The 22,697-nt window shown below is 53.4% G+C and carries 11 protein-coding genes and 1 riboswitch; of the genes, 6 read left to right on the top strand and 5 right to left on the bottom strand.

Annotated features, from left to right (window positions below; translation table 11 throughout):
• Positions 1–227 precede the first annotated feature (227 nt).
• A complete protein-coding gene (locus tag FPL14_RS16125; RefSeq protein WP_229263536.1) occupies positions 228–3,713 on the top strand; it encodes a carbohydrate binding domain-containing protein in 3,486 nt (1,161 codons plus the stop codon).
• A gap of 122 nt (positions 3,714–3,835) precedes the next feature.
• Here FPL14_RS16125 and FPL14_RS16120 read toward each other — a convergent pair whose 3' ends face one another.
• Positions 3,836–11,371 carry a pullulanase gene (locus FPL14_RS16120; protein WP_182298616.1) on the bottom strand — a complete coding sequence of 2,512 codons (7,536 nt, stop codon included), beginning with the start codon at positions 11,369–11,371 and terminating at the stop codon, positions 3,836–3,838.
• Between the two features lie 479 nt (positions 11,372–11,850).
• Between FPL14_RS16120 and FPL14_RS16115 the strand changes: the two genes are divergently transcribed.
• From FPL14_RS16115 to FPL14_RS16105, 3 genes are all read left to right on the top strand, one after another.
• Positions 11,851–13,842: a M1 family metallopeptidase gene (locus tag FPL14_RS16115; RefSeq protein WP_182298614.1), complete on the top strand. Its 1,992-nt coding sequence runs from the start codon at positions 11,851–11,853 to the stop codon at positions 13,840–13,842.
• A gap of 11 nt (positions 13,843–13,853) precedes the next feature.
• Positions 13,854–14,669 (top strand): hypothetical protein, encoded by an 816-nt coding sequence (locus FPL14_RS16110; RefSeq protein ID WP_182298612.1) that lies wholly within the window; start codon positions 13,854–13,856, stop codon positions 14,667–14,669.
• Positions 14,670–14,882: 213 nt separating this feature from the next.
• Positions 14,883–15,022, top strand: a riboswitch (cyclic di-AMP (ydaO/yuaA leader).
• A 4-nt stretch (positions 15,023–15,026) separates the two neighbouring features.
• On the top strand, positions 15,027–15,533 hold the full coding sequence (locus FPL14_RS16105) for a C40 family peptidase (RefSeq protein WP_182298609.1): 507 nt from the start codon (positions 15,027–15,029) through the stop codon (positions 15,531–15,533).
• A 238-nt stretch (positions 15,534–15,771) separates the two neighbouring features.
• On the opposite strand, the gene FPL14_RS16100 is transcribed toward FPL14_RS16105, so the two are convergent.
• A complete protein-coding gene (locus tag FPL14_RS16100) occupies positions 15,772–16,566 on the bottom strand; it encodes a PaaX family transcriptional regulator C-terminal domain-containing protein (RefSeq protein WP_182298607.1) in 795 nt (264 codons plus the stop codon).
• A 123-nt stretch (positions 16,567–16,689) separates the two neighbouring features.
• On the opposite strand from FPL14_RS16100, the gene FPL14_RS16095 reads away from it, so the two are divergent.
• Positions 16,690–17,391, top strand: coding sequence for a metal-dependent hydrolase (locus FPL14_RS16095; RefSeq protein ID WP_182298605.1), 702 nt, complete (start codon positions 16,690–16,692; stop codon positions 17,389–17,391).
• A gap of 20 nt (positions 17,392–17,411) precedes the next feature.
• The gene (locus FPL14_RS16090) at positions 17,412–18,335 is read left to right on the top strand and encodes an AEC family transporter (RefSeq protein WP_182298603.1); all 924 of its coding nucleotides are present in this window, start codon (positions 17,412–17,414) and stop codon (positions 18,333–18,335) included.
• Positions 18,336–18,478: 143 nt separating this feature from the next.
• On the opposite strand, the gene FPL14_RS16085 is transcribed toward FPL14_RS16090, so the two are convergent.
• The 3 genes from FPL14_RS16085 to FPL14_RS16075 all read right to left on the bottom strand — a co-directional run bounded on the left by FPL14_RS16085 (position 18,479) and on the right by FPL14_RS16075 (position 22,697).
• Positions 18,479–19,909: an alpha-L-fucosidase gene (locus FPL14_RS16085; RefSeq protein WP_182298601.1), complete on the bottom strand. Its 1,431-nt coding sequence runs from the start codon at positions 19,907–19,909 to the stop codon at positions 18,479–18,481.
• 89 nt (positions 19,910–19,998) lie between these two features.
• A complete protein-coding gene (locus FPL14_RS16080; RefSeq protein WP_182298599.1) occupies positions 19,999–21,747 on the bottom strand; it encodes a glycoside hydrolase family 35 protein in 1,749 nt (582 codons plus the stop codon).
• A gap of 77 nt (positions 21,748–21,824) precedes the next feature.
• Positions 21,825–22,697 carry a carbohydrate ABC transporter permease gene (locus tag FPL14_RS16075; protein ID WP_182298597.1) on the bottom strand — a complete coding sequence of 291 codons (873 nt, stop codon included), beginning with the start codon at positions 22,695–22,697 and terminating at the stop codon, positions 21,825–21,827.

Below are 22,697 nucleotides of genomic sequence, written 5' to 3'. Positions count from 1 at the left end.
CGATGCGTTTTGCGCAAACGTTTGCGCAAAAAGTGCTACACAAATTACATTGAAGTCATTTGGAACTTAATCCAAAGGAGCGATGCTTTCGCCAGATACCGTTACGAATTCACAAGAAAACGAAACCATTACCGACTAAAGGGGGATAAGTTGAAATGACAAAAAAATTGTTTCAATGCCTGCTATGTTTATCTTTTTTATGCTCAATGTTGTGGGGAATTGCGGGTTTGGCTCCAGCTAAACAGGCTGCGGCGGCCGAAGCCGGCACTGCCACAATCTATTACTACACCCCTTACAAAAATTGGAGCACGGTTAATATTCATCATAACGGCAGCGGCGGCTGGACGGCCGTTCCTGGAGTGCCGATGGAAGCAGCCTGCGCCAACTGGACAAGCAAAACCGTGAATATTGCCGCAGGGGGAACTTTCCAGACCGTTTTCAACAACGGTTCGGGATCTTGGGACAACAACGGGGGCAACAATTATTCGGTAGGCCTCGGCATTCACCAGGTCAAGAACGGCCAGGTGCTGGCCAACTCAGGCAATCCATGCGCCAATCCGGACCCGGTGAACACGGCGACCGTATTCTACAAACCGAATGCTAACTGGACCAACGTCAATATCCATTACGCGCCGGTCGGAGCCGCTTGGACGACGTCTCCCGGTATAGCCATGGAGCCGGCTTGCGTCGGCTGGAAAAAGAAGACCTTATCGTTAGGAACGGCTAACGGTCTTGCCGCGACGTTCAATAACGGCTCTAGTTGGGACAACAACAACGGCCAGAACTATACGCTAGGAATCGGCATCAGCAAGGTGGAGAACGGCGTCGTATCGTCGGGCGATCCGTGCGGAGGAGGCGTCCTCGATACGATCGCCCCGAGCGTTCCCGCCGGATTGACGCAGGGCAGCGTGACGAGCGCGTCGGTCACCTTCTCATGGACTGCCTCCGTAGACAATGCGGGAGGAAGCGGAATCGCAGGATACGATATCTATCGAAATGGCGCGCTTATCAAATCCGACGTCGCCGTTACGACCTACACCGACACGGGGTTGATGGGATCCACGTCTTATAACTACACCGTACTCGCCAAGGATGCCGCGGGCAATAAATCGGCACAATCGTCCGCTCTGACGGTCCTTACCTCCGCCGGCAATCAAGCGCAAATCTACTACTACGCCAAGACAAGAGGTTGGAGTACGGTAAACATTCATTATGCGATCAATGGATCCGGCTGGACGACGCCTCCCGGCGTACAGATGAATGAAAACGCTTGTACCGATTGGACCAAAAAAACGATAGAGCTAGGCTCTGCAACCAGCTTGAAAGCCGCCTTTAACAACGGTTCGGCTTGGGATAACAACGGCGGAGCAGACTACAATCTAGGCTCAGGCATCATAACGGTAAAGGATGGCGTCGTTACGCCGGGCTCTGCGAATCCTTGCACGCCGCTCCCGACGGATGAAGTCGCTCCTTCGGTACCGATTAACGTCACAGCCGTCGCCAATCACCTGACGGTTACGCTTAGTTGGGATGCTTCGACCGACAATGCGGGCGGTCGCGGGGTAGCCGGATATGAGATCACGCGCACCGGCGGCACACAAGGCTCCAAAGTGATGACGACAACAACCAACAGCCTATACGATACCAATCTGGAAGCGCAGACCTCGTACGCGTATACGGTTAAAGCGTACGACAAAGCGACTCCGTCCAACCTATCGGCCGCCAGCGCAGCCGTTACGGCCACAACCGGCGACGCGCCGATTCCGAACCCCGGCGGCACGCCGCTTGGGACGGATATGCGCGAAGATTCCATCTATTTTGTCATGACCGCGCGCTTCTATGACGGAGATTCCTCCAACAATCGCGGAGGCCAGTTGCATGTCAAAAGCGGAAACGCGGCCAACAACGATCCTATGTATCGCGGAGACTTCAAGGGTCTGATGGACAAATTGGATTATATCAAAGCATTGGGCTTCTCCGCGATCTGGATTACGCCCGTCGTATTGAACCGGTCCGATTATGATTTCCATGGCTACCATGGCTACGACTTTTACCGCGTCGACCCTCGGCTGGAGTCACCCGGCGCGACCTACCAGGACTTGATTAACGCCGCGCACAACAAAGGAATCAAGATCATTCAGGACGTCGTTTACAATCATTCCAGCCGCTGGGGAGCAAAAGGCTTGTTCACGCCGAAAGTATTCGGCATCCAAGACAATGATTGGTCTTGGTACTACGACGATCCGATCCCCGGCTTGGAGTATGACGGCCTCTATCCCGCATCGGTATCTGGCAAAGCGTATAATGGGGATATTTGGTCCACCGTAGAGCCGGAAGACAACACCTGCCGTAACTGGGGCGTTTTCATGAACTACAACCCCGAAGGCCGGAAGGTCTATAATTGTCAGTGGCCGAATCCGACCTCGGGCATGTTCCCTTCCCAATACTACCACCAATGCTGGATCGGCAACTGGGAAGGCGAGGATTCTCGCAGTTGTTGGCTTCATGAGGACCTGGCCGACTTCAATACCGAGAGCAAACCGGTTCAGGACTATTTGATAGACGCCTATAACAAATTCATCGACATGGGCGTGGATGGCTTCCGAATAGATACGGCGGTGCACATCCCGCGCGTCATCTGGAACCGCCGCTTCCTGCCGGCGGCAATGGAACATTCGGAAGCCACGTTCGGCGAGAAGGGCAAAAACTTCTTCATGTTCGGCGAAGTCGGCTCCTTCGTGAACGACAAATGGAATCGAGGCTCCGTCAACCATTCGGCGCAATTCTTCACTTGGAAAGAACGGCAAACCTACAGCTCCGACGATGCGGTTGCCGCCCTGGAGCAATACAACTACGAGAACAACCTTGGCACCGGCAATCAACCGACGTCGACCAACGCATTCTTGAACGGGAATAACTATCACTCGCCGGATCGCAGCCAATTCTCGGGCATGAACGTCATCGACATGCGCATGCACATGAACTTCGGCGATGCGAATAACGCATTCTGGAACGGCAAAGATTCCGACGACAGCTACAACGACGCCACTTATAACGTCGTCTACGTCGACAGCCACGACTTCGGACCCAACAAATCGAAGAATGCTTACGCCGGAGGCACTGACGCTTGGGCCGAAAACATGAGCCTCATGTGGACCTTCCGGGGCATTCCGACGCTATACATGGGCTCCGAGATCGAGTTCCAAGCGGGCAAGGAAATCGATTGCGGACCGAACTGTCCGTTAGCCTCGACCCGTCGCGCGTACTTCGGAGACAAGATTGAAGGCACCGTCGTCGCGAGCAGCTTCGGCAAGGCAGATTCCGCGAACGGCACGGTCGCTCAGACGTTAAATTATCCGCTGGTCAAGCACGTTCAACGTTTGAACCAAATACGCCGGAAGATCCCGGCCCTTCAGAAAGGCCAATATTCAACCGACGGAATCAGCGGGCAGATGGCTTACAAACGCCGTTACACCGATGCCGCAAAAGGGATCGATAGCTTCGCCCTGATCACGGTAAGCGGATCGGCCACGTTCACGGGCATTCCGAACGGAACTTACAAGGACGCCATTACCGGCGGCGTAATCACTGTAAGTAACGGAACGTTAACGGCAACCGTATCCGGTAAGGGCAATCTACGCGTCTACGTGCTAGACCTTCCGGGCAATCCCGCTCCGGGCAAGATCGGGGAAGACGGAACGTACTTGAAGTAACGGAAACAGGAGAGCCCTCCTGCCGAATTCGGCCGGGAGGGCTCTTTAATGCCGATATAGAGTCTAATAAAAAACGGCACTCCTCTTTGAGGAAGTGCCGTTTTGACATATTTGATAACTCTCTACTTGGAAAGCAGATTGTAGATGACTTGAGCGCTTTCCGCGCGAGTCATGACTCCTTGCGGCGCGAACTGCCCCTTCGCTCTGCCCTTCACGAGCTCAAGCTGCGCGGCAGCATCGACGAATTGAACCGCCCATGCGCTAACTTGCGCGCGATCCGAGAACGTGGATGGCTTAGCCGCATCCGCGGCTTTACCGCCGTTCTTCGCTTCCAGCGCGCGAATGATCATGACCGCCATTTCCTCGCGGGTGATCGTATCGTTCGGTCTGAACGTATTGTTCTGTTCGCCTTTGACAATCCCCTGCTTGCTGGCTGCCGCCACGTACGGAGCGTACCAAGCGTTCTGGCCGATGTCGGAGTATCCGGCTTCACCTTCCGCTTTAATACCGAGCGCACGCACTAGCAACGCCGCGAATTCGGCACGGGTAATGCTCTTCTCCGGCATGAACTTCGTATCCGTTATTCCGGTAACGATCTGTTTTGCCGTCAAAGCTTTGATTACCGTCGAAGCCCAATAGGTTGCTTTAACATCCGCAAATGACTTGTCGTACTCGAGAACGGCATACTTGCTGAAATGGGTTATCTGCGCCGTCATGAAGTCGCCTTCGAGCGTACCTCCAACATACTCGAGTTTACCGTCTTCGCCGATATAGTAGATCCCGATTAAATCTTTATTCAGATTGCCCGTTACTAACAGTTTGATAATAAGAGGCTTATCGAATTTCGTTACCGAAATCTTCTTGCCGTCTTTAGTTACAATGTTCAACGTCAATTCGTAAACTTGAGACGCGGATTTCAAGTCAACCTTGCCCGCTCCCGCGTTCGCAAGCAACGACTCGCCGTCCTTAGCCGGAAGAGGTTTGAACTCAAAGGAAATTTGAGCGCCTGCCGCATCCGTTCCGGATACCTGCTTGCCGATCGAATCCAGAACCGCGCTCGGGAAAGTCACCGACAGATTCGCGGAGTTAAGCACCAGATTATTGCTACCGAGAGCCGCGGCCGCTTGAATCGGCAACAGAACCGTTTGCGTTCCGTTAGCGATCTGAATTTCTACTTTACCGTCCTTGCCGTCTTTCAGAGAACTTTCGTTAACGGTCTGCGTATTCGGTTGTTCCGGCGTAACCGCAGCACCGCCGCCACCGCCTCCTCCTCCACCCGACGAAGGACCTTTTACCAGACTGAAGATCGCGGTTCCGCCATCATTCATGCCGGGTAGAGTGAATGTCACTTGCTGGCTCGATGAAACCGTGTAAAGTTTCTCGCTGTATTCATCCCTAATTGTCGACCCGGCAACAAACGGCACATTAAGCGCCAATGGCTTCGCAGTTGTCTTTGCATTAATGACGGTAACGACATTTTCGCTTCCGTATTGTTTGTTGAATGCCAAGTACCCTTCTGCGTCCGAGCCAGCTACTTTGGATCGAACCCCTTTGGAATACACTTTGGAGAATTTGGCTCTAATGTTCAGAAGCTTCTTGTAATGATCGTGAAGAGCTTTCTCGGTAGTCAGCTTATCCCACGGCATGTCGCCGCGATTTTCGCTGAACTCTCCTTTGCTCATATCGTCCGCGTTTTTCCCGGAACGTCCAAGCTCTTCTCCATAATAGATGACCGGTTGGCCCTTGGCCGTAATTTGCAGAGCCGCCGCGATTTTCAATTTCCCTTTATCCCCATCTACGTAATGGGACAAGAAACCGTCCTCGTCGTGGCTGCTCAAAAATTGACCCATCGTCGTTGTGTTGTCCAGCTTAGATTCACGGTCCTGCAAGTAAGCATCAACCGCATCGATGCTTCCGTTCGCGAACTCTTTAGCTTTACCCTTAAAGCCGAAATCGAGCAAACTATCCATTTGACCGTTGCGAAGCGCGCCGCCATCGCTGTCGATTGTCGCTCCGAACTGCTCCCCGATGAGCTTAAACTCCGGATCGATAGCCGTTAACGCATTCCTGAACGCCTTCCACGTCGTGCTTTCCACGTGCTTGACCGTATCGACCCGGAAGTAATCGATCGAATCTCCGCGAGCCGTCTTGGCGCGATTTAACCAACCTGCTTGCCAATCGATGATCTTCTGGCGAACGGCCGGATCTTCCGTTTTGAAGTCCGGAAGGTATGCCAACTCGCCCCGGATTTCGTCCGTATCCGACGATACGCCATCCGTTCTCAACATTCCGGCAAACCGGTCTTTGTCCGCTTGCGTAATGCTAGGAATGGCATCTCCCGGCTTTAATCCATACCCGGTATGATTGAGGACAACGTCGACCATGATCTTAATTCCTCTATCATGCGCCTTGTCGATCAGTTCCTTGAACGTGTTCAAGTCCCCAAGGTGCTCGTCGATCGTCGTAAAGTCTTTCGCCCAGTACCCGTGGTAGCCGTATTGTTTGCTGTTGAAATCCAATCCTTTATTGAAGTCGATGTTATCTACGATCGGAGTGATCCAAATCGTGTTGATCCCAAGCTCCTGAATGTAATCCAGTTTGTCGATCATCCCTCTGAAGTCTCCGCCATGGTAGGCTTCAAGGTGGTTTTTGTCGACATTCTCATTGTTCGCAGGATCTCCGTCCGCGAACCGGTCTGTCAGAGCAAAGTAAATACGAGCTTCATCCCAGTCAAAATCGAGCTTATCGTTCGTATACGTTCTCGCTTTAACATTAACCGTAGCCGTATGCTTATGTTTATTGCCGTACACATCGACCAGAGTAACCGTGATGCTCTTCGGTCCCGCCGTAACCGTATCCTTCACGGAGATGGATTGCGCCATTAATTCCGTGTCGAACTTAGCCTTGGCCGAGCCGCCTAATGACGTGAGATCGAGATAAGCTTCCTTGTAGTTAACCGGTTCGGATGGCGTAACCGTGAGCTTCAATACTCCGTTTTCGTTGGAAGCGATAGCTCCCGGATTGATCGTTGATTGAATAGCAATCGTAGGATTACGGTATTTCACGATCGATTTGCCGCCGACGAGATTATACGGATCGTTGACCTCGGAAGTGGCAGCCCCTTTGGACACCAGGAAGGTATATTCGTGGTTGCCGACCGCAATGTTTTTCAAAGTATAGCTGTACCACTCTTTGCTTGCGTCATACACCATCGGGTATTCGGTCGCCCCTACTTTGACTTTAACGCCCGTAATGGTATTCATTTTTCCATTCTTGAACAACTCATCGTCCCGATAGTAGAAAGTGGCGTCCCCATCCTCAAGAACTGGTCCACTGATGCTCGGCAAAATATCCAAGTCCCCGACCATGCTAGTGACATTCGCTTTTACGAAAGTCGCGTTCGCGGGAATCTCGATGAATCGGTCATACGTGATATCCTGCTTCGCAACGTTCCAATCTGTTCCTTTGCGAAGCATGAAGCCCATCTTGGTCGCGCCCGGCGCCATTTCGATGTTGACGGTCGCGATTCCGTTTTCCACTTTAGCGAAATCGATTTGGTCGTTCTTTACGCCGGTGCCCCAAACCCAAATGTTCCACTCCTGATAGTTCTTATCCGGACGGATATAATTGAATTGGATATACCGCTTAGCGAGCGCTTTCGTTACAATAACATCGGCGTTAATCGCCAGGCCTTTGTACGTTACGCCAATGTTGGCTATTCCCAAGCTGGATGCGGTCAACTGACCTTTCGCCGATACGCTTGCAACACCGGGTCTGCTGGATGTGTACACCGCTTGGTTGGTTACATTTCTCTTGCTTCCATCATCATATCTTGCAAACACCGTCATTTGGTGTTTACTTCCGGACGGAAGAGAGTAATTCGGCATGTCTAACTCCAACGATGTCAGAACTGCAGCGGAAGCCTCTTTCTTAATAATAATTGCCGTTAACGGATCAAGAGTAAGAGAGCTCGCCGTCAACGCGTATCCGGAAGGAGCGGTTACGGCCGTTACGCCGGCTTCGTCATTATCGACTAGCACCGTGCCGCCGGTTAAGTCCTCCGTCAGCGTAATCGTTCTGCTGACGTTATCCGCATTCATGAACACGTAATACAAACCGGTTCCGTCCGTCGCTTTGTTTTTATAACCAATGACGAGGTCCGTTTCCTGAATCTCCGGCGCGGGAATGAGCGTTACGTTGGAGTTGACCATGTCCTGATCCCCAAGCGAGAATGCGTCCGTCGAATTTCTCAGCTTCATCAAGCCCGCCGTATACTCTTTCGTGACATGGTTAACCGGATATTGCACAGCATCCGTCGCTTTAGCCCAATCGATCATGTTGATCGCATCCGTGGAATCGTAGGAATCGTGGATAAAGTAACCGATATGCCCGTCGCTCGCATCTTTGAATTCCGTATATTTCTGTTCCGGAACCCCTGCGTCAAGCCATTGCTTCGTGCGGCCGTATTCTTGGCCGTTCTGCAGGAATGCCGTTCCTTGGGAAGTCAGAATCAATAGATTACCTAGTCTAACCCGCTTGTGAATCTCAAGATCGTTGGCCGGTATGGCCGGGTTTTTCTTAATCGATTGTGCGATAACGTCATAGAGCGGCAAGTTGTCATGCGCTTCTATATAAGAAACGACATCGCCCGGATCATCTTCCGTAATGTTGGATGGCTGGGCTTTAATGTTGTTGAAAATCGTGTTGATGCTTCTTGCTCCGCCCGTAATGAATCTCGGTTGGCCCTCGGAACCGTAACCGGATTTCAATTCGTTGCGGATCTCGTCGGAGAATACGCCGACGTCATCCGTCTTATCCATCCAGTTCTGGTCCGCGCCCTTGCCGGCCAAGGACGGATCCGCGATATGGCCCGCGAAATCCTTCCAGCCTTCGCCGATGAACAAGGCATTCGGATTAATCGCGCTGGCCGCATCGTAAGCGTTCTGCACGGAATCGTAAGTCGCGTAGCCCATCATATCCCAGCGCATGCCATCGATTTTATACTCGTCGAACCAGTATTTCACGGAATCTACCATAAGCTTTTCCGCCATCGTATGGTTCGTCGCAAGCATATTGCCGAAAGTTCCGATGAAATTCCCGTTTGGATCCTGCCAAGCATAATAACCAGGGACGATGTCGTTGAACGTTTCCGTTTTCGCCAAGTGGGTGTAGACAACGTCTAGAACGACTCCCATCCCCGCATCATGGATAGCGTCGATCAATCCCTTCAGCTCTTTGATTCTCAGCTCGGGATCGGCCGGATTTTCCGAATAGGCGCCGTCCGGCGTGAAATAGTTGTGCGGGTCATAACCCCAGTTGTACTCATTATCCTTAGCCGAATAGCCTGGTTCTCTCTGGCCCGCTTTGGACTCATCCCCGTAGTACCAAGCCATTACGGGCATGAGCTGAATATGCGTAACGCCAAGGGACTTAACGTAATCCAGCTTCTTGGAGAATGCGGCGTAGGAGCCCCATCTTGCGCCGCCCAGATCGCCTTCGATCGAAGGGTCGGACGTGAAATCCCTAACATGCATTTCCAGGATGATCGCGTCTTCTCTCTTCTCGTAACCCGCGATTTGCGCAAAGTCGTAACCAGCAGGGTCCGTTCCGTTCAAATCCACGATTGCGGCTTTACCTACGACGTCTCCGTCCGCGCCCGCTTCCCCTTTCGTATTCACCGTGAACTCCGCCATGGATTTGGCGTAAGGATCGAGCACTTTTTTGGTTACTCCGTTATTGGTCACTTCGTATTGATAGAAATACCCTTTGCTGGAGACTGGGACGTTATTATCGCGAACGGTTATCGTTTCGGACCAGACGCCCTTATCTCCTTTGATTAAAGGATGGGAGCCGATCTGTACCGTGGCGTCATCCTTATCGAAAATGTTGACCGTAACCGCGCTGGCCGAAGGAGCCCACAGCTTCAAAGTAGCCGTGCCGTCCGCGTTATAGGTCGCGCCAAGGTCATTCCCCTCGTACCCGTACAGCGCGTCCAGCATTCTCCAACCTGAAGCGGCGGAAACCGTCTTGCCGGAGTAAGTGACGCTTAGAGGAAGCTTATCTAAACTCAGCGCGGCTTCCACTTCGACCGTTGTCGCGTCTTTGATAACGACTTGATTGACGTTGACGGCGTTGCCGTCCTTGTCTTCAATCGTGATCGAGTTCTTCAGCGCGGCGGCATCCAATCCGTCCGTCATGGTGAAGATGGCAAGAACTTTGGTCGGAGAAACGACCTCCGCGGAAACGATGGCGGTAGCCATATCTCCATACGGGGAGATATAAACGTTGTTATCGCCCTGTTTGATCCAAATGTGAGAATAACGTTCCATCAGAGTAAACTCTTTGGTATCGCCGTCTTTATCGCCGATCACTCGATTCATGGCAATAAATTTGACTATCTTAGCATCTGATTTATATGCAACATCGATATAAGCACCGTAGCGATCGGTTAGTGTAAAAGGGGTAGCTGCCGTCGGCCATGCCCCGTCCCCCACGTTCTCCGACTTCACTTCAACGTCGCCGAATAGCCATAAGCCCGCTTTGCTGTAGTCTTTATCGCCTCTCGTGTAATGAATACGTACGGTGTTCGGTGCGAGAGAAACTGGCTCGTAAGGCGAGACAACGTCGGAGCCCGTTTGCAGCCATACTTCGTTCATAGCCTCGGACGTCAGCGCAAACTCTTTGTCTCCGCCGTCTTTGGCTCCGTTCGAACGATTCACGACGACTAAGCCGATTTTTTTTGCATTCGCGGCTAGCGGGATATCCAAGAATGCCCCGTAGTCATCCACTTGAGCAGCCGTAAAAGGAGTTGCTCCCGATGACCAGTTCGTCGATGGATTGGCAACATCCTTAAACAACCACAATCCTACCCCATCATAGGCGCCATTGTAATGAACCCGAAGATGACCGGCCGGAACGCCTGCGCCCGGATCCACAGGAAGAGTGAACTCGGCATCCACGCTATTATCGTTTTTGTTATATTTGAACGTTACCGGAAGCTCTTGCGGGAGCACCAATGATTTATCCGCAGTAGGATACTCCTCGCCCCAGGCATTCCCAAGCACGATCTTATAGTTGTAGCTTCCTTGGTACACCGTCTTCGTCACCGAGTATACATTATCGAAATCCGGATCGGTCAGAATCGCACTGGCAGTTCCCGGCGACCAATCGGCCGGTTCTCCAAACGCCGTCTGTACGGTTCCTACAACGCGAGGAAGCTTGTTATCGGCGATAGGAGCGTAGTAAGTCGAATCCGCGATTTTGTGGGAATTGTGATTGTAATAGAAAGTAACGGTTGTCGGCGCGGCTAAAGTAAGAACGATATTGTCCGTCCCCGTTTTCGCCGGATTTGTATAACTGCCGATCCCGTAGCTTTCGGTCCAAGCCCCGTCAATCGCTACCTTGAACTCGTAAGTACCGGCAGGCAAATTTCCCGTAAATTGATAATTGCCATTGCCCATATCTTGCATAAGAGTTTTCGCGGACGCTGGATCCCAATCGCTTGCATTGCCTAACTCCGTCTGCAAACTGCCTACCAACGTGGCCGTCGTCGGAGCATCCGCGCTTGCGCGATACGGATTAACCCCGATACAAGACCATACAAGAGCGAGCGACAACATGATCGCGAGCATCCTCTTGCTTCTCAAGCCTAACTTCATCCCATTTTGCCTCCCCGTCTTTATCTTTCATCAAGCTGCAAAGCGGTAATTCCCATTTTCCATTCATGCAAATTAGAGCAAACGTTTGCACAAATGAGCCAACAAATGCAAACGCCTCTCATCGCCGACCATTCTCACAAGTCAACTGTGAAAATATACAAATGTAAGCGTTTGCTGTAATCAAATTTTATATTACTACCGCAATTAAAACGCTGTCAATTCAAAATTTCACCTATAAAATCATCAAATATCTCTTGCTGCGACATGATGTTCGGTAAAAAACGTTCATTTGGTAACGTTTGCACAAAAGTTGCACAACATCTTGTCGAAAAAATTCCCGCAAAAAAGCCAATCTGCTTCTATCGCCCTAATCGAACGGCTCGTGCGGCTTATCCCACTTTCTCTCGAGCCGCAGATATAATCCGGGGACAACCCACATATATATCTCGTAGATGCTTGTCAACGGGAGGGTTATCCGTATGCCTAAGCGCCGTTCGCTGCGAATGCTACTTTTCGTCGCCGCCGCTGCTGTACTTGTAATGTCTGTTCGATTCGGATTTGCCGACGCTTGGGTCAACCAGTACGCTTTGACGGCTTCCTCGCTATCCGAGCTGCCGGTTACCGCTGCTCCTGCGGCGGCGAGCCACAAGGAGCCAGGTCCCGACCTGCCTTTGAGGCCTCAAGCCGTCGTACTCAGCGAGCGCGTTACGGAGTATCACATCTCCGTTACCCTCGACGAGCAAAACGATAGCTTGGCAGGAGAACAAACGGTAACGTGGAAAAATCCGGGACGCAAAGCCGTCTCGGAGCTCTACCTCCATTTGTATCCCAACGCTTTTGCTCCCGGGAGCACCTTCATGAAAGAATCCGACGGTCAGCTTAGAGGGGACAAGATGAAGGCCGGAAGCTATGGGGGCATGGAGCTTACTTCCTTAACGACGGAAGAAGGCGAGACGTTGCTGCCCCGCCTTCATTACGTTCGGCCCGACGACGGCAACAAGAGCGACCGAACGCTCGTTACCTTCCGTCTTCCCGAGCCGGTCAAGCCAGGCATGTCCGTTAGTCTACGCATGAAATTCACGGTTAAACTGCCCGACGTATTCGCCAGAATGGGTAAAGCCGGCCCGTTCGTCATGGCGGGACAATGGTTTCCGAAAATAGCCGTATACGAAACCGCCGGCATGCGGGGCAGAGCGACCGAAGGCTGGAACTTGCACCAATACCACGGCAACTCGGAGTTCTACGCGGATTTCGGAATCTACAGCGTACGCATCGACGTTCCCGAATCGTACAAGGTTGCGGCTACCGGCTTCCAGACGAAATCGCCCACGGTAGCCGGAGGGCGCAAGAGCTTTCAATTTTACGCCGACGACGTCCATGATTTCGCTTGGTCCGCCTCGCCTAACTTCGAATACGTGGAGAGTTCCTTCTCTTCGGTCGGCATTCCCGGCGTGCGTATCAAGCTTTACTTGGATCCCCTGCACAAAGACCAGAAAGACCGCTACATGCACGCCGCTAAATCCGCTCTGGCCAAGCTCGGGCAATGGTATGGCGAGTATCCTTATTCAACGCTGTCGGTCGTCGTCCCTCCGAAGGACGGCAACGGCGCTGGCGGGATGGAATATCCGACGCTCGTTACCGCGGCGGCCGCGCAGAATGCCAATCCCGGATACGAGCTGGAACGTACCCTTGTCCATGAGATTGCCCATCAATATTGGTACGGACTGGTTGCCTCCAACGAATTCGAAGAAGCATGGCTGGACGAGGGCTTCACCTCCTATACCGAAGACAAGCTAATGGCCAGCATTTACGGCGTCGTTCCCAATCTTACGGTCGAGTCCAGCTACATGACCCACCCCGAACCGCTTCATCAAGCCTCTTGGCGTTTCAGCTCTTCGGACCGATACGCCGAGAACGTCTATTTGCGGGGCAAGCTCGTGCTTTCTTCCCTGGAACGGCTTGTCGGCGAGAAGACGATGAGCAAAATCATGCGCACTTATTTTCAGAAGTACAAGTTCAAACATCCTTCGTCCTCGGACTTCCAGAAGGTCGTGGAAACCGTCACGAAAACAAAATGGAACGATTTCTTCCAAGCGTACGTGCAGCGCGGGGAGATGGCCGATTACGCGATCGAAACGATTAATGCGCGCAAGACGGCCGAAGGTTACGAGAGCATCGTGCTCCTGCGGCGTTACGGGGGAAGTCCCCAGCCCGTCTCGATCTGGCTCAAGTTTCAAGACGGCCAAGTACTGCGCAAGAAGTGGGACGGCGTGCAATCCCACGTTCAGTTGCAGCTTCACTCCGCGACTCCGCTCGCGTATGCGACAATCGATCCTAGCTTGAACGTCGTGCTCGACAATCGCAGGTACAACAATTATCTCAAGGCCGAAGTGCCCCAAGAGCAACGTTCCCGCTTTGCGACCGGAATTACGCAAATCATTGAGGGGTTGTTCGGAACAATGGTATGGTGAGGTGATCAAATATGCGCGAATTACTAAAAAAGGGATGGGACATCACCGTTCGGCATAAATATGTATTGGTTCTCCTATTTCTGTATCGCTTGCTGTGGGGATTTTTCCTATACCGGTTCGTCGATTCGGTCGTAACGCCCATTTTGGCGCGTTATCCGGAGGAGCATCCGAACTCCGACGCAGCCCATCTGTTCCTCATCGAGGCCCAATTCCGCCTTCTTAAAACAAATTTGGTCAACGAGGTTCTATGGACTTTAGGCGGGTTGCTGCTTCTGCGGATGGTGCTTACTCCTCTGCTGAACGCCGGGGTCTTCTACTCGTTTCACCACGCGACGGAAGGAGAAGGCACCCGCGTCCTGCTCGGGATGCGTAAAGTTTGGAAGCCGGTCACGGCGCTTTACTGGCTGGAGAACGGGTTGATTTTGCTGCCCGCCGTGTGGCTGCTGCCGCTTGCCAAGGACCGTTTTCTCTCGGAACCCTCTATTACGACTTGGCTTCAGGGACTGCTCCCCTATGCCGCGGCTTGGCTGGCATTAGGATTGGTGCTTCACCTGTTGTTTCAATTCATGCAGTTCGGAGCGGTTTCGCGGGAAGGAATTTTCAAAGGTCTGGGATTGGCGCTTCGCCGGGCATTCCCTCTGCTTGGTATCACCTTCATATTGCTCGGCATCGGTTTGGCAGTATCCGCTACGGCTTGGGCCGTCTCATTGCTCTGGTCGGGCTTTCTCGCCGTAGCGTTGCACCAAGCTTTTCACTTCGTTCGCTCTCTCCTTAAGCTGTGGACATCCGCTTCGCAGTATCAGGTCTGGTGCAACACGGAGTCGTAAGCTTCTTTTGTCCCATATTCGACAATAACCGACCCGGGACACTCCCCGGTTGCGCCCGCAATTAGGCCGCAGCCGGGGTTTGGCGTTATTATCGGCGGGATAAAAGCAGGCGAAAGGAGGGTATCATTCCCTAGTTTTGCACTCAAGATTAAGGAATTCTCATTTAGCAGATGCAGGAAATTCGTCAGAATAACCGAATATATAAAGCTAAGAAATCAAAAATTGCCGAGTTCCCGCATGTCGGGGAACGGGGGAACCATCAACACGGGTGAATTGGCTTTGCTTCACAGGAGCCATAGGGGAACCTTCTACCGAACCCTCCAGCTAACCTCGTAGGCACGGAAGGAGTCACCGGTTTTGCGCAAAGTTTCAGTGTTTTTGTTTTCCTTAGCTTTACTTCTAGCTTTACAGGTCGGCAGCGCATTCGCAGACTCCAAGTTAGACAAGTCGGTTGATGATCTTATTGGAATCAGGTACGACTACGGCGGAACGACTAAGAGCGGATTCGACTGCTCCGGCTTTACGGGGTACGTATTCAATGAGCTCGGCATCGACTTGCCTCGTACATCCAGAGATATGTTCAGCTGGGAAAAAGCCACTAAGATTGCTACCGAGGACCTTCGTCCGGGAGATCTCGTATTCTTCAATACGAGCGGCAACGGTGTCTCGCATGTCGGAATTTATGTTGGCAACAACAATTTCGCCCATGCGGCATCCAAAGGCGTTACCATCACGTCTTTGGACGAGAGCTATTACGCAAAGCGCTACCTTGGCGCTCGCCGCGTAATGAGCGACGAAACGTATAAGAAAGTAGCTACCGAGCCGGAAGCCGTTGAAGTAGCTGCAGCAGTTAAACCGCAATAAGTTTTTTTATGTAATATGAACAAAGGTCCGTATCTACGGGCCTTTGTTGTTTTTAAAACCGGGTTAGCAGCGTCTGGGCCCCCTGCAGTTCGACAATGCGTTTATAGATAACATCATACTTCAAATTTCCTGCCGGAACCCCCCCTCGAAGATGGGGATCGTTCCCCTACTTAGGTCTTGGTTTTTCGTCCCTGAGCGATTGATGCGGCGTTGGAAGGGAGAGGATTTCGGCAATGGGTTAAACCACGAATCTCCGATAGCTCGATTCCTTCGGAATACGGTCCGCAATCCGCCGCAATGTCTCGTTAAACCTAGCGATCGTCCCCCCGTTCGTCCAATCGTCCGGAAGCAGTTCCGCCGGGAGCATCGGATCTCGGAGCCCCAATTCGGCAATAACATCCCCAAGCTCGAGAAACTTAAGAAACAGCCGCAGATCGTATTCGGGCTCGGACTCTTCCACGCCGCGCAGCGAAGGTAGAAAAACGTTGTCGAACCAGTCCCGTTTCTCCTCGTAGAGTCTCTCGACTTCCTCAAGTCCCCAAATTTCCCGCGCCTGCCCGGAAGTAACCGGGTTATGCAAATACTCCCCCTTAGTCAAGGATAAGTAAGGGAGAACTTCATGCACCGCGCCTAAGCGAAGCACTTCCTCGGTATACTCCCACGGAGAAGCATATACCCCTTTATACACCCCGCCATAACCGAGCTGCACGAGATCCGTACGAAATCCATCCCGCTTCTTGCGTTCCGTCTCCGGAATTTCGAACATGACGAAGTACCAATTCCCGTCCCATTGCCGTTCGTATTGCCTCGGCTTCCCGTTGATCGAAGCGACGTATTCTCTTCCGAGTTCCGTAGCGGCGTACATCGATCGTGCGGTCGCATCCGCGTAACGTTCCTTCTTCAGCCGCGCCAACGCGTTCCTCACGATCTGCGAGCCGATGCCTCTTCCTTCGTAAATTCGAATAAGGTCCTTCGCGGACAGGCTCTCCGTACGGGAAATTAAATAGAGAATTTGCTTCTCGACGGATAACACAAAAAAGACCCCCCTCCGAAAGAATGCAAAAAAATAGAGTTGACAGCAACTCGAATTAAATATAACTTTATTATCAACGATCGTTGTAATTTTTATTATATATCATCAGAGGAGCGGTTTCAAATGCTGATTCGCTATCATGGACATTCCTGCATCCAGATCACGAACGGAGAAAGCTCGATTATTATCGATCCCTTCCTGACGGGCAATCCCGTCTCCGTCGCGCAACCGGAGCAAATCCAAGCGCAGTACGTCCTGCTGACGCACGGTCATACCGATCATATCACCGACGCCGTTGCCATTGCAAAACAAAATAACGCCCCCATTATCGCGGCGGAAGAGCTTGCCCTCCATATGGGGAAGCAAGGAGTAGACGTTGAGATCATGAACATCGGCGGAGAGTGGTCCTTCGACTTCGGCAAAGTATACGTGACGCCCGCCTTGCACAGCTCATCCGTAACCGATACGAACGGAGAAAGCTTGAGTACCGGAGTTTCGGTCGGCTTCCTGCTTACGATCGGAAAATATACGGTCTACTATGCCGGCGATACAGGCTTATTCGGGGATATGAAGTGGCTCGGGGAGCGGCAGCCGATCGACCTTGCTTTCTTGCCGATCGGCGATCGATATACGATGGGCCCGTCCGACGCGATTGTCGCGGCTCAGTGGCTGCAAGCCAAATGCGTAATTCCCGTCCACTTCAATACGTTCCCGATCATTCGGCAAGACGGTCGCGAGTTTACGGATAGGCTCGCGGCCAAAGGAATTCATGGTCGGGTCATGGAACCCGGTCAAACGTTAAGTATCGATCAATTACTAGCATAAACGCGGATAGGGTGATTCAAATGGTTTTCCTGCACATTATCGAAGAAATCATATTGCCCCTCGTCATTCTTATCGGCGTCGGCGTCGTGCTGCAGAGGTTTTTCCAATTCGAGATGAAAACTTTCTCCCGCCTTATTCTGTATTATTACATTCCGGCGCTTACTTTCATTACGGTATACGAGGCTAGCCTCTCTCTGCATCTGCTGCTTCTTATCTTCGGACTGCTGATCGCGCAGTTTATCGTTCTGTTCCTGCTCGGCAACGGCATTAGCCGGTTACTGAAGCACAACCGCCCGACCGCGGCGAGCTTCTCCAACAGCATCATCCTGACGAACAACGGCAACATCGGCATCCCGGTTAACGGTTATGTTTTTCAGAGCGATCCCTTTGCCATGTCCGTTCAGATGATGGTCGTCTTATTCGAGATTGCCCTTACGTTCACTTTCGGCCTGTTCAACGCGAGCGCGGCCAGCATCGGGACGTCCAAGACGTTGCGCCAATTCGCGAAGATGCCTATCTTGTACGCTTTCGTGGCGGGTATTCTGTGTAATCTGCTGCAGATCCCGCTTCCCGATTCGATAGAGATTCCCATGCATACGGTGGCCGGAGGAATGCTATCGCTCGCTTTGGTATCCATCGGAGCGCAAATGGCGGGGGCCAAACTGTACAGAAATACGAGCCGGGTACTGCTCAGCTCCTTCCTCCGTCTGCTCGTTGCTCCGCTAATCGCTTTCTCGCTTCTGACGTTGTTTCATATCGACGGGATCGTCGCGCAAGCGCTCTTCATCGCAAGCGCCATACCGACCTCGAGGAATAGCGCGGCGCTCGCTCTTGAGTACGGCAACGAACCGGAATTCGCCGCCCAAGCCGTGCTCGTCTCGACCTTGTGCAGCAGCGTCACTTTGACGCTAGTGATTTATCTATCGACCTATTTATTTTCCTGAGATTCGAGTAGAGGGACGGTATGCCCAAGCTGGGCGCACATATGAACAAAGGCCCGCATTCGCGGGCCTTTATTGTTTGGTTTATCGCATCATTCCGAGCCTGGTTACGCTAGCGAGCATAAGCAGCAAGTTCGTTCTGCTTACTACCCTCGGCTCTTGTATACCCCGAACCCGCTCAGCGTCGGGCTCCAACGCGATTCGGCGATCGTCAGGCGCAAGCGTCGGGCTGTCGTCTCTTCGATCCGGCAAATCTTCTTGTAGCCGATGACGGTTCCCTCGAATACGGGCGTCCATTCTCCTTGGCCGTTCTCCGCCTCCAGCCGAAAGCGCTCGACTCTCTGTCCTTCGCGGATGTATTCCGAGAGCAGGATCCGGTCAAAGCGGAATTCGTCTCCGAGATCGACGACGAATTCCGCCTGCTCCTCGCCTTCCGGAGCTCGCCAGTATGTCGACGAGTCGCCATCGGTCAGCCGGTTCGCTCCATGCGCCTCATCCATCGCATGCGAAGCCCGAACTTCGGCGCCGGCAGCCAGATCCTTCCCGTAAGCGGCCCGAATCCGCTCTCCCAGCTCTTTCATCCGCGCGACGTCGTTCTCGTGAAGCAGGCCTCGCTTGTCCGGAGGCAGGTTAAGCAAGAACGACGAGTTGCCTCCGACGATCCGCTCGTACAACTCCATCAGCTCGTCCGCGTTCTTCACGCTATCGTCTTCCGATGCATGATAGAACCAACCCGGCCGGATCGAAGTGTTCACTTCGGCCGGATACCAGACGACTTCCTCCGTTCCGGCCAGCACGGCGCGGCTGCCGAGATCCTCGTCTTGCGAACCGACGCGCTTGGCGAATTCCCCATCATCGGCCTGCTGCGAATTAGCCTGGATTTTCTCGTTATCCCGCATCGTCGACGGAACGACGCTCCATTCCGACGTTCTCGTCTGGCCCGCCTCGTTGCCGCACCAGCGAACGTCGGGTCCGCAGACGGAGATGACCGCGTTCGGCTGCAGCTCCCGGATCAAGCCGTAGTAAGCGTCCCAATCGTAAACCTGGCGCTTGCCGTTCGGTCCTTCTCCGCAAGCCCCGTCGAACCAGACGCAGAACAGTTCCCCGTACCCGGTCAGCAGCTCGCGCAGCTGATTCAGAAAATAAGCGTTGTATGCCGAAGAATCGCCATAGCTCGGTTCATGGCGATCCCAAGGAGACAAATAGACGCCGAATTTCAGTCCCGCCTCCCGGCAAGCGTCGGCCACCTCGCGGACCAGATCTCCCCGACCGTTCCTCCAAGGGCTGTTCTTCACCGAATGCTCCGTGTAGGCGCTCGGCCATAAGCAAAAGCCGTCGTGGTGCTTGCAAGTGAGGATAAGCCCTTTCATGCCAGCGGCGCGGCTCGCTTCCACCCATTGCGCCGCACTCAACTCCGACGGGTTGAACAGGGACGGACTTTCGTCGCCAAGCCCCCATTCCCGGTCGGTGAACGTGTTCATCGTAAAATGAATAAAACCGTAAAACTCCAGCTCCTGCCATGCCAGTTGCCTGGGCGACGGGGCGATTCGCGCGGCTTCCTTAACCGATACTCCCATCGATAGCTCCTCCTATTCAAAAATCGCCGGGCTGCATCTTTCGGTGCAACCCGGCGCATCGGACGCTCGTTCTTATACGTCTCCCAAACTTATCCCAAATCCGCCTTGTCCGTAAACCGAACGACGCCGGCCTTCGTACCGTGCAGCTCGAACACGACGAGCTCGTTCTCGCCGTCGCGCAGCAGCGGCGCGGGAACGTACAGCGTGCGGGTCGGCCCGACTTCCCAATAGCGACCGAGATTAAAGCCGTTCAGGAACGCGACGCCTTTCGTCCATCCGTCGAATCGAACGAACGTATCGGCGCGGCCGTCAACATGGAAGGTACCCCGATAAAACGCAGGTTGCGATGCGGTCTTCTCAAGAGGCAGCGAATCGAATTCAAGTCCTTCCAACGATTCCAGCGGCAAAGGATAGATCGTCCAATCGTAGAGGAACTGGTTACCCAGCCTCACGCCTTCCGTGATGCCCTTCGGATCGCGCATAAGGGGACCGTAGTTTACTCGCCCCATGTTCTCGACCAGAATGTCGATCCGTACGCCATCCGCCGGAACTTCCAACGGCAGCTCGACCGGATTCCAGCGCTCCACCGTGCCTACGTAAACGCCGTCCGCAAAAACGAGCGCCCTGTCCCGAACATCCTGCAGATGCAGGCTCATCCCGCTTCTCGGTCCGCTGATTCGCGTCGAGTAGACGATAAAGCCGTAAGCTTGGCCGACCTTCTCCATGGGGTCCGGGCACGTCCTCCGAACGGGCGTCGCGAGCCGGTCCAACTGCGGGAACAATCCCGCGAAGCTCTCCATCCGCACTTCGCCGTAAGCGCGCTTCGGAATGGGCGCCGGCAGCCGCGTCTCCGGCAAATCGGCGTACCGCTCGAGCACTTTGCGCACGGCCCAATATTTCTCCGTCGGCTCGCCCGATTCGTCCAATAAAGTGTCGTAATCGTAGCTGTTGACCGTCGGTTCGTAACGTTGGATATGATTGGCTCCGTTCAGGAAACCGAAGTTCGTGCCGCCGTGGAACATGTAGAAGTTGACCGAGGCGCCCTCGGCCAGCATCTCTTCCAATGCGTCGGCTACGTCCGAAGCAGGACGGGATTGATGCTCCTCCATCCAGTGGTCGAACCAGCCGTTCCAGAACTCCATGCACATGAGCGGGCCTTCCGGCTGGTATTCCCGCAGCTTGCGGAACGCCTCCGCCGCGCGCGAGCCGAAGTTGACCGTCTCCAGCACGCCGTCGACCATTCCGCCTTGCAGCATGTGGTCTTCGGGACCGTCCGACGTGAACAGCAGCACGTCCATGCCGCGCACCCGCATGCCGTCGCGGACGTATCCCAAGTATTGTTTATCATTCCCGTAGCTGCCGTACTCGTTCTCGATCTGCATCGCGATGATCGGCCCGCCGTTCGCGCAGAGCAGCGGCTTGAAACGCGGCAGCAGCTCGTCGAAATACGCGTCCACTTTCGCCAGATAAGCTTCGTCGTAACAGCGAAGCCTCATGTTCGCGTCTTCGAGCAGCCAGGCGGGCAAACCGCCGAACTCCCACTCCGCGCAGATGTACGGGCTCGGCCGCACGATTACGTGAAGCCCCAACTCGCCGGCCAGTCGGACGAAGCGCTCGACATCCGCGATGCCGTCAAAGCGGAATTCTCCTTCTTTCGGCTCGTGCACGTTCCACGCCACGTACGTCTCGACCGTATTAAAGCCGCAAGCTTTCAGCTTCAACAGGCGGTCCTCCCAATACTCCGGCACGACGCGAAAATAGTGAATGGCGCCGGACAAAATCCGGATCGGCTTGCCGTCGTATACGAAATCATCGCCTTGAATCCCGAACGTTGCCACAGAAACGACCTCCTTTACCGCTACGTAAGTTAATTTTCTTTTATGTCCTGCTTGGCATTTCTAAATCCTGCTTCCGATTAACCTTTAACCCCGCCCAGCATCATGCCTTGGGTCAGCTTCTTCTGAAGCAGAGCGTAGACAAGGATGGTCGGAATGAGTACGATGACGAGGCCGGCGAACAGCGAGCCCCAATCGGTCGCGTATTGCTGGATTTGCATCAAGTTGGACAAGCCGATCGGGATCGTCTTCTTGGCATCGTCCGTAATGAACGTCATCGCGAGAACGTACTCGTTCCAGAAGTCGAAGAAGCTGAACACGATCAGCGTGATGATACCCGGACGCGCCATCGGCATGATGACCCTGAACAACGTTCCGAAATAGCCGCAGCCGTCGATCGCGGCCGCCTCCTCGAAGTCGTGAGGGATCGATTTCATGAAACCCGTCAACAGGAAAACGGAGAAAGGCAAGCTGTTCGTCGCGTAAACGGCGCTCAGCCAGAAACGATTATCGAGCATGCTCATGTCGTTCATCATGATAAAAAGCGGTACGATTACGTATACGCCTCCGATGAACAAACCCGCCATGTAGAAATTAGTCAGGAACGAGCGCCCGCGAAATCTCATCCGTCCGAGCACGTAGGCCGTCGGAATCGCCGTAAAGAGCAGAACGGCCATCGACATCGCGACGACAAGCACGGAGTTCACCATGTAATCTCCGATCTTGGCCGTCGTGAACGCGTTGACGTAGTTGTCCCAGTTCAGGGTCGACGGCAAGGACCATGGGCTCTCCATCACTTCGGCGTTCGTCTTGAGCGAAGCCAACACGTTCCATAGCAGCGGATAGACCACGATCAGCGCTTGGAGGATCAGAAATACGCGAACGACCAGCCTGCCGATGCCGCCGCCGACAGACTTCTTCCCCGGTTGCAAAGATGCAGAATAGGATGACAT

Source organism: Cohnella cholangitidis (genome assembly GCF_014107495.1).
Lineage (GTDB): Bacteria > Bacillota > Bacilli > Paenibacillales > Paenibacillaceae > Cohnella > Cohnella cholangitidis.
Note: the sequence above shows the minus strand (reverse complement) of the source record. Positions and strands in the feature narration are given on the sequence as shown.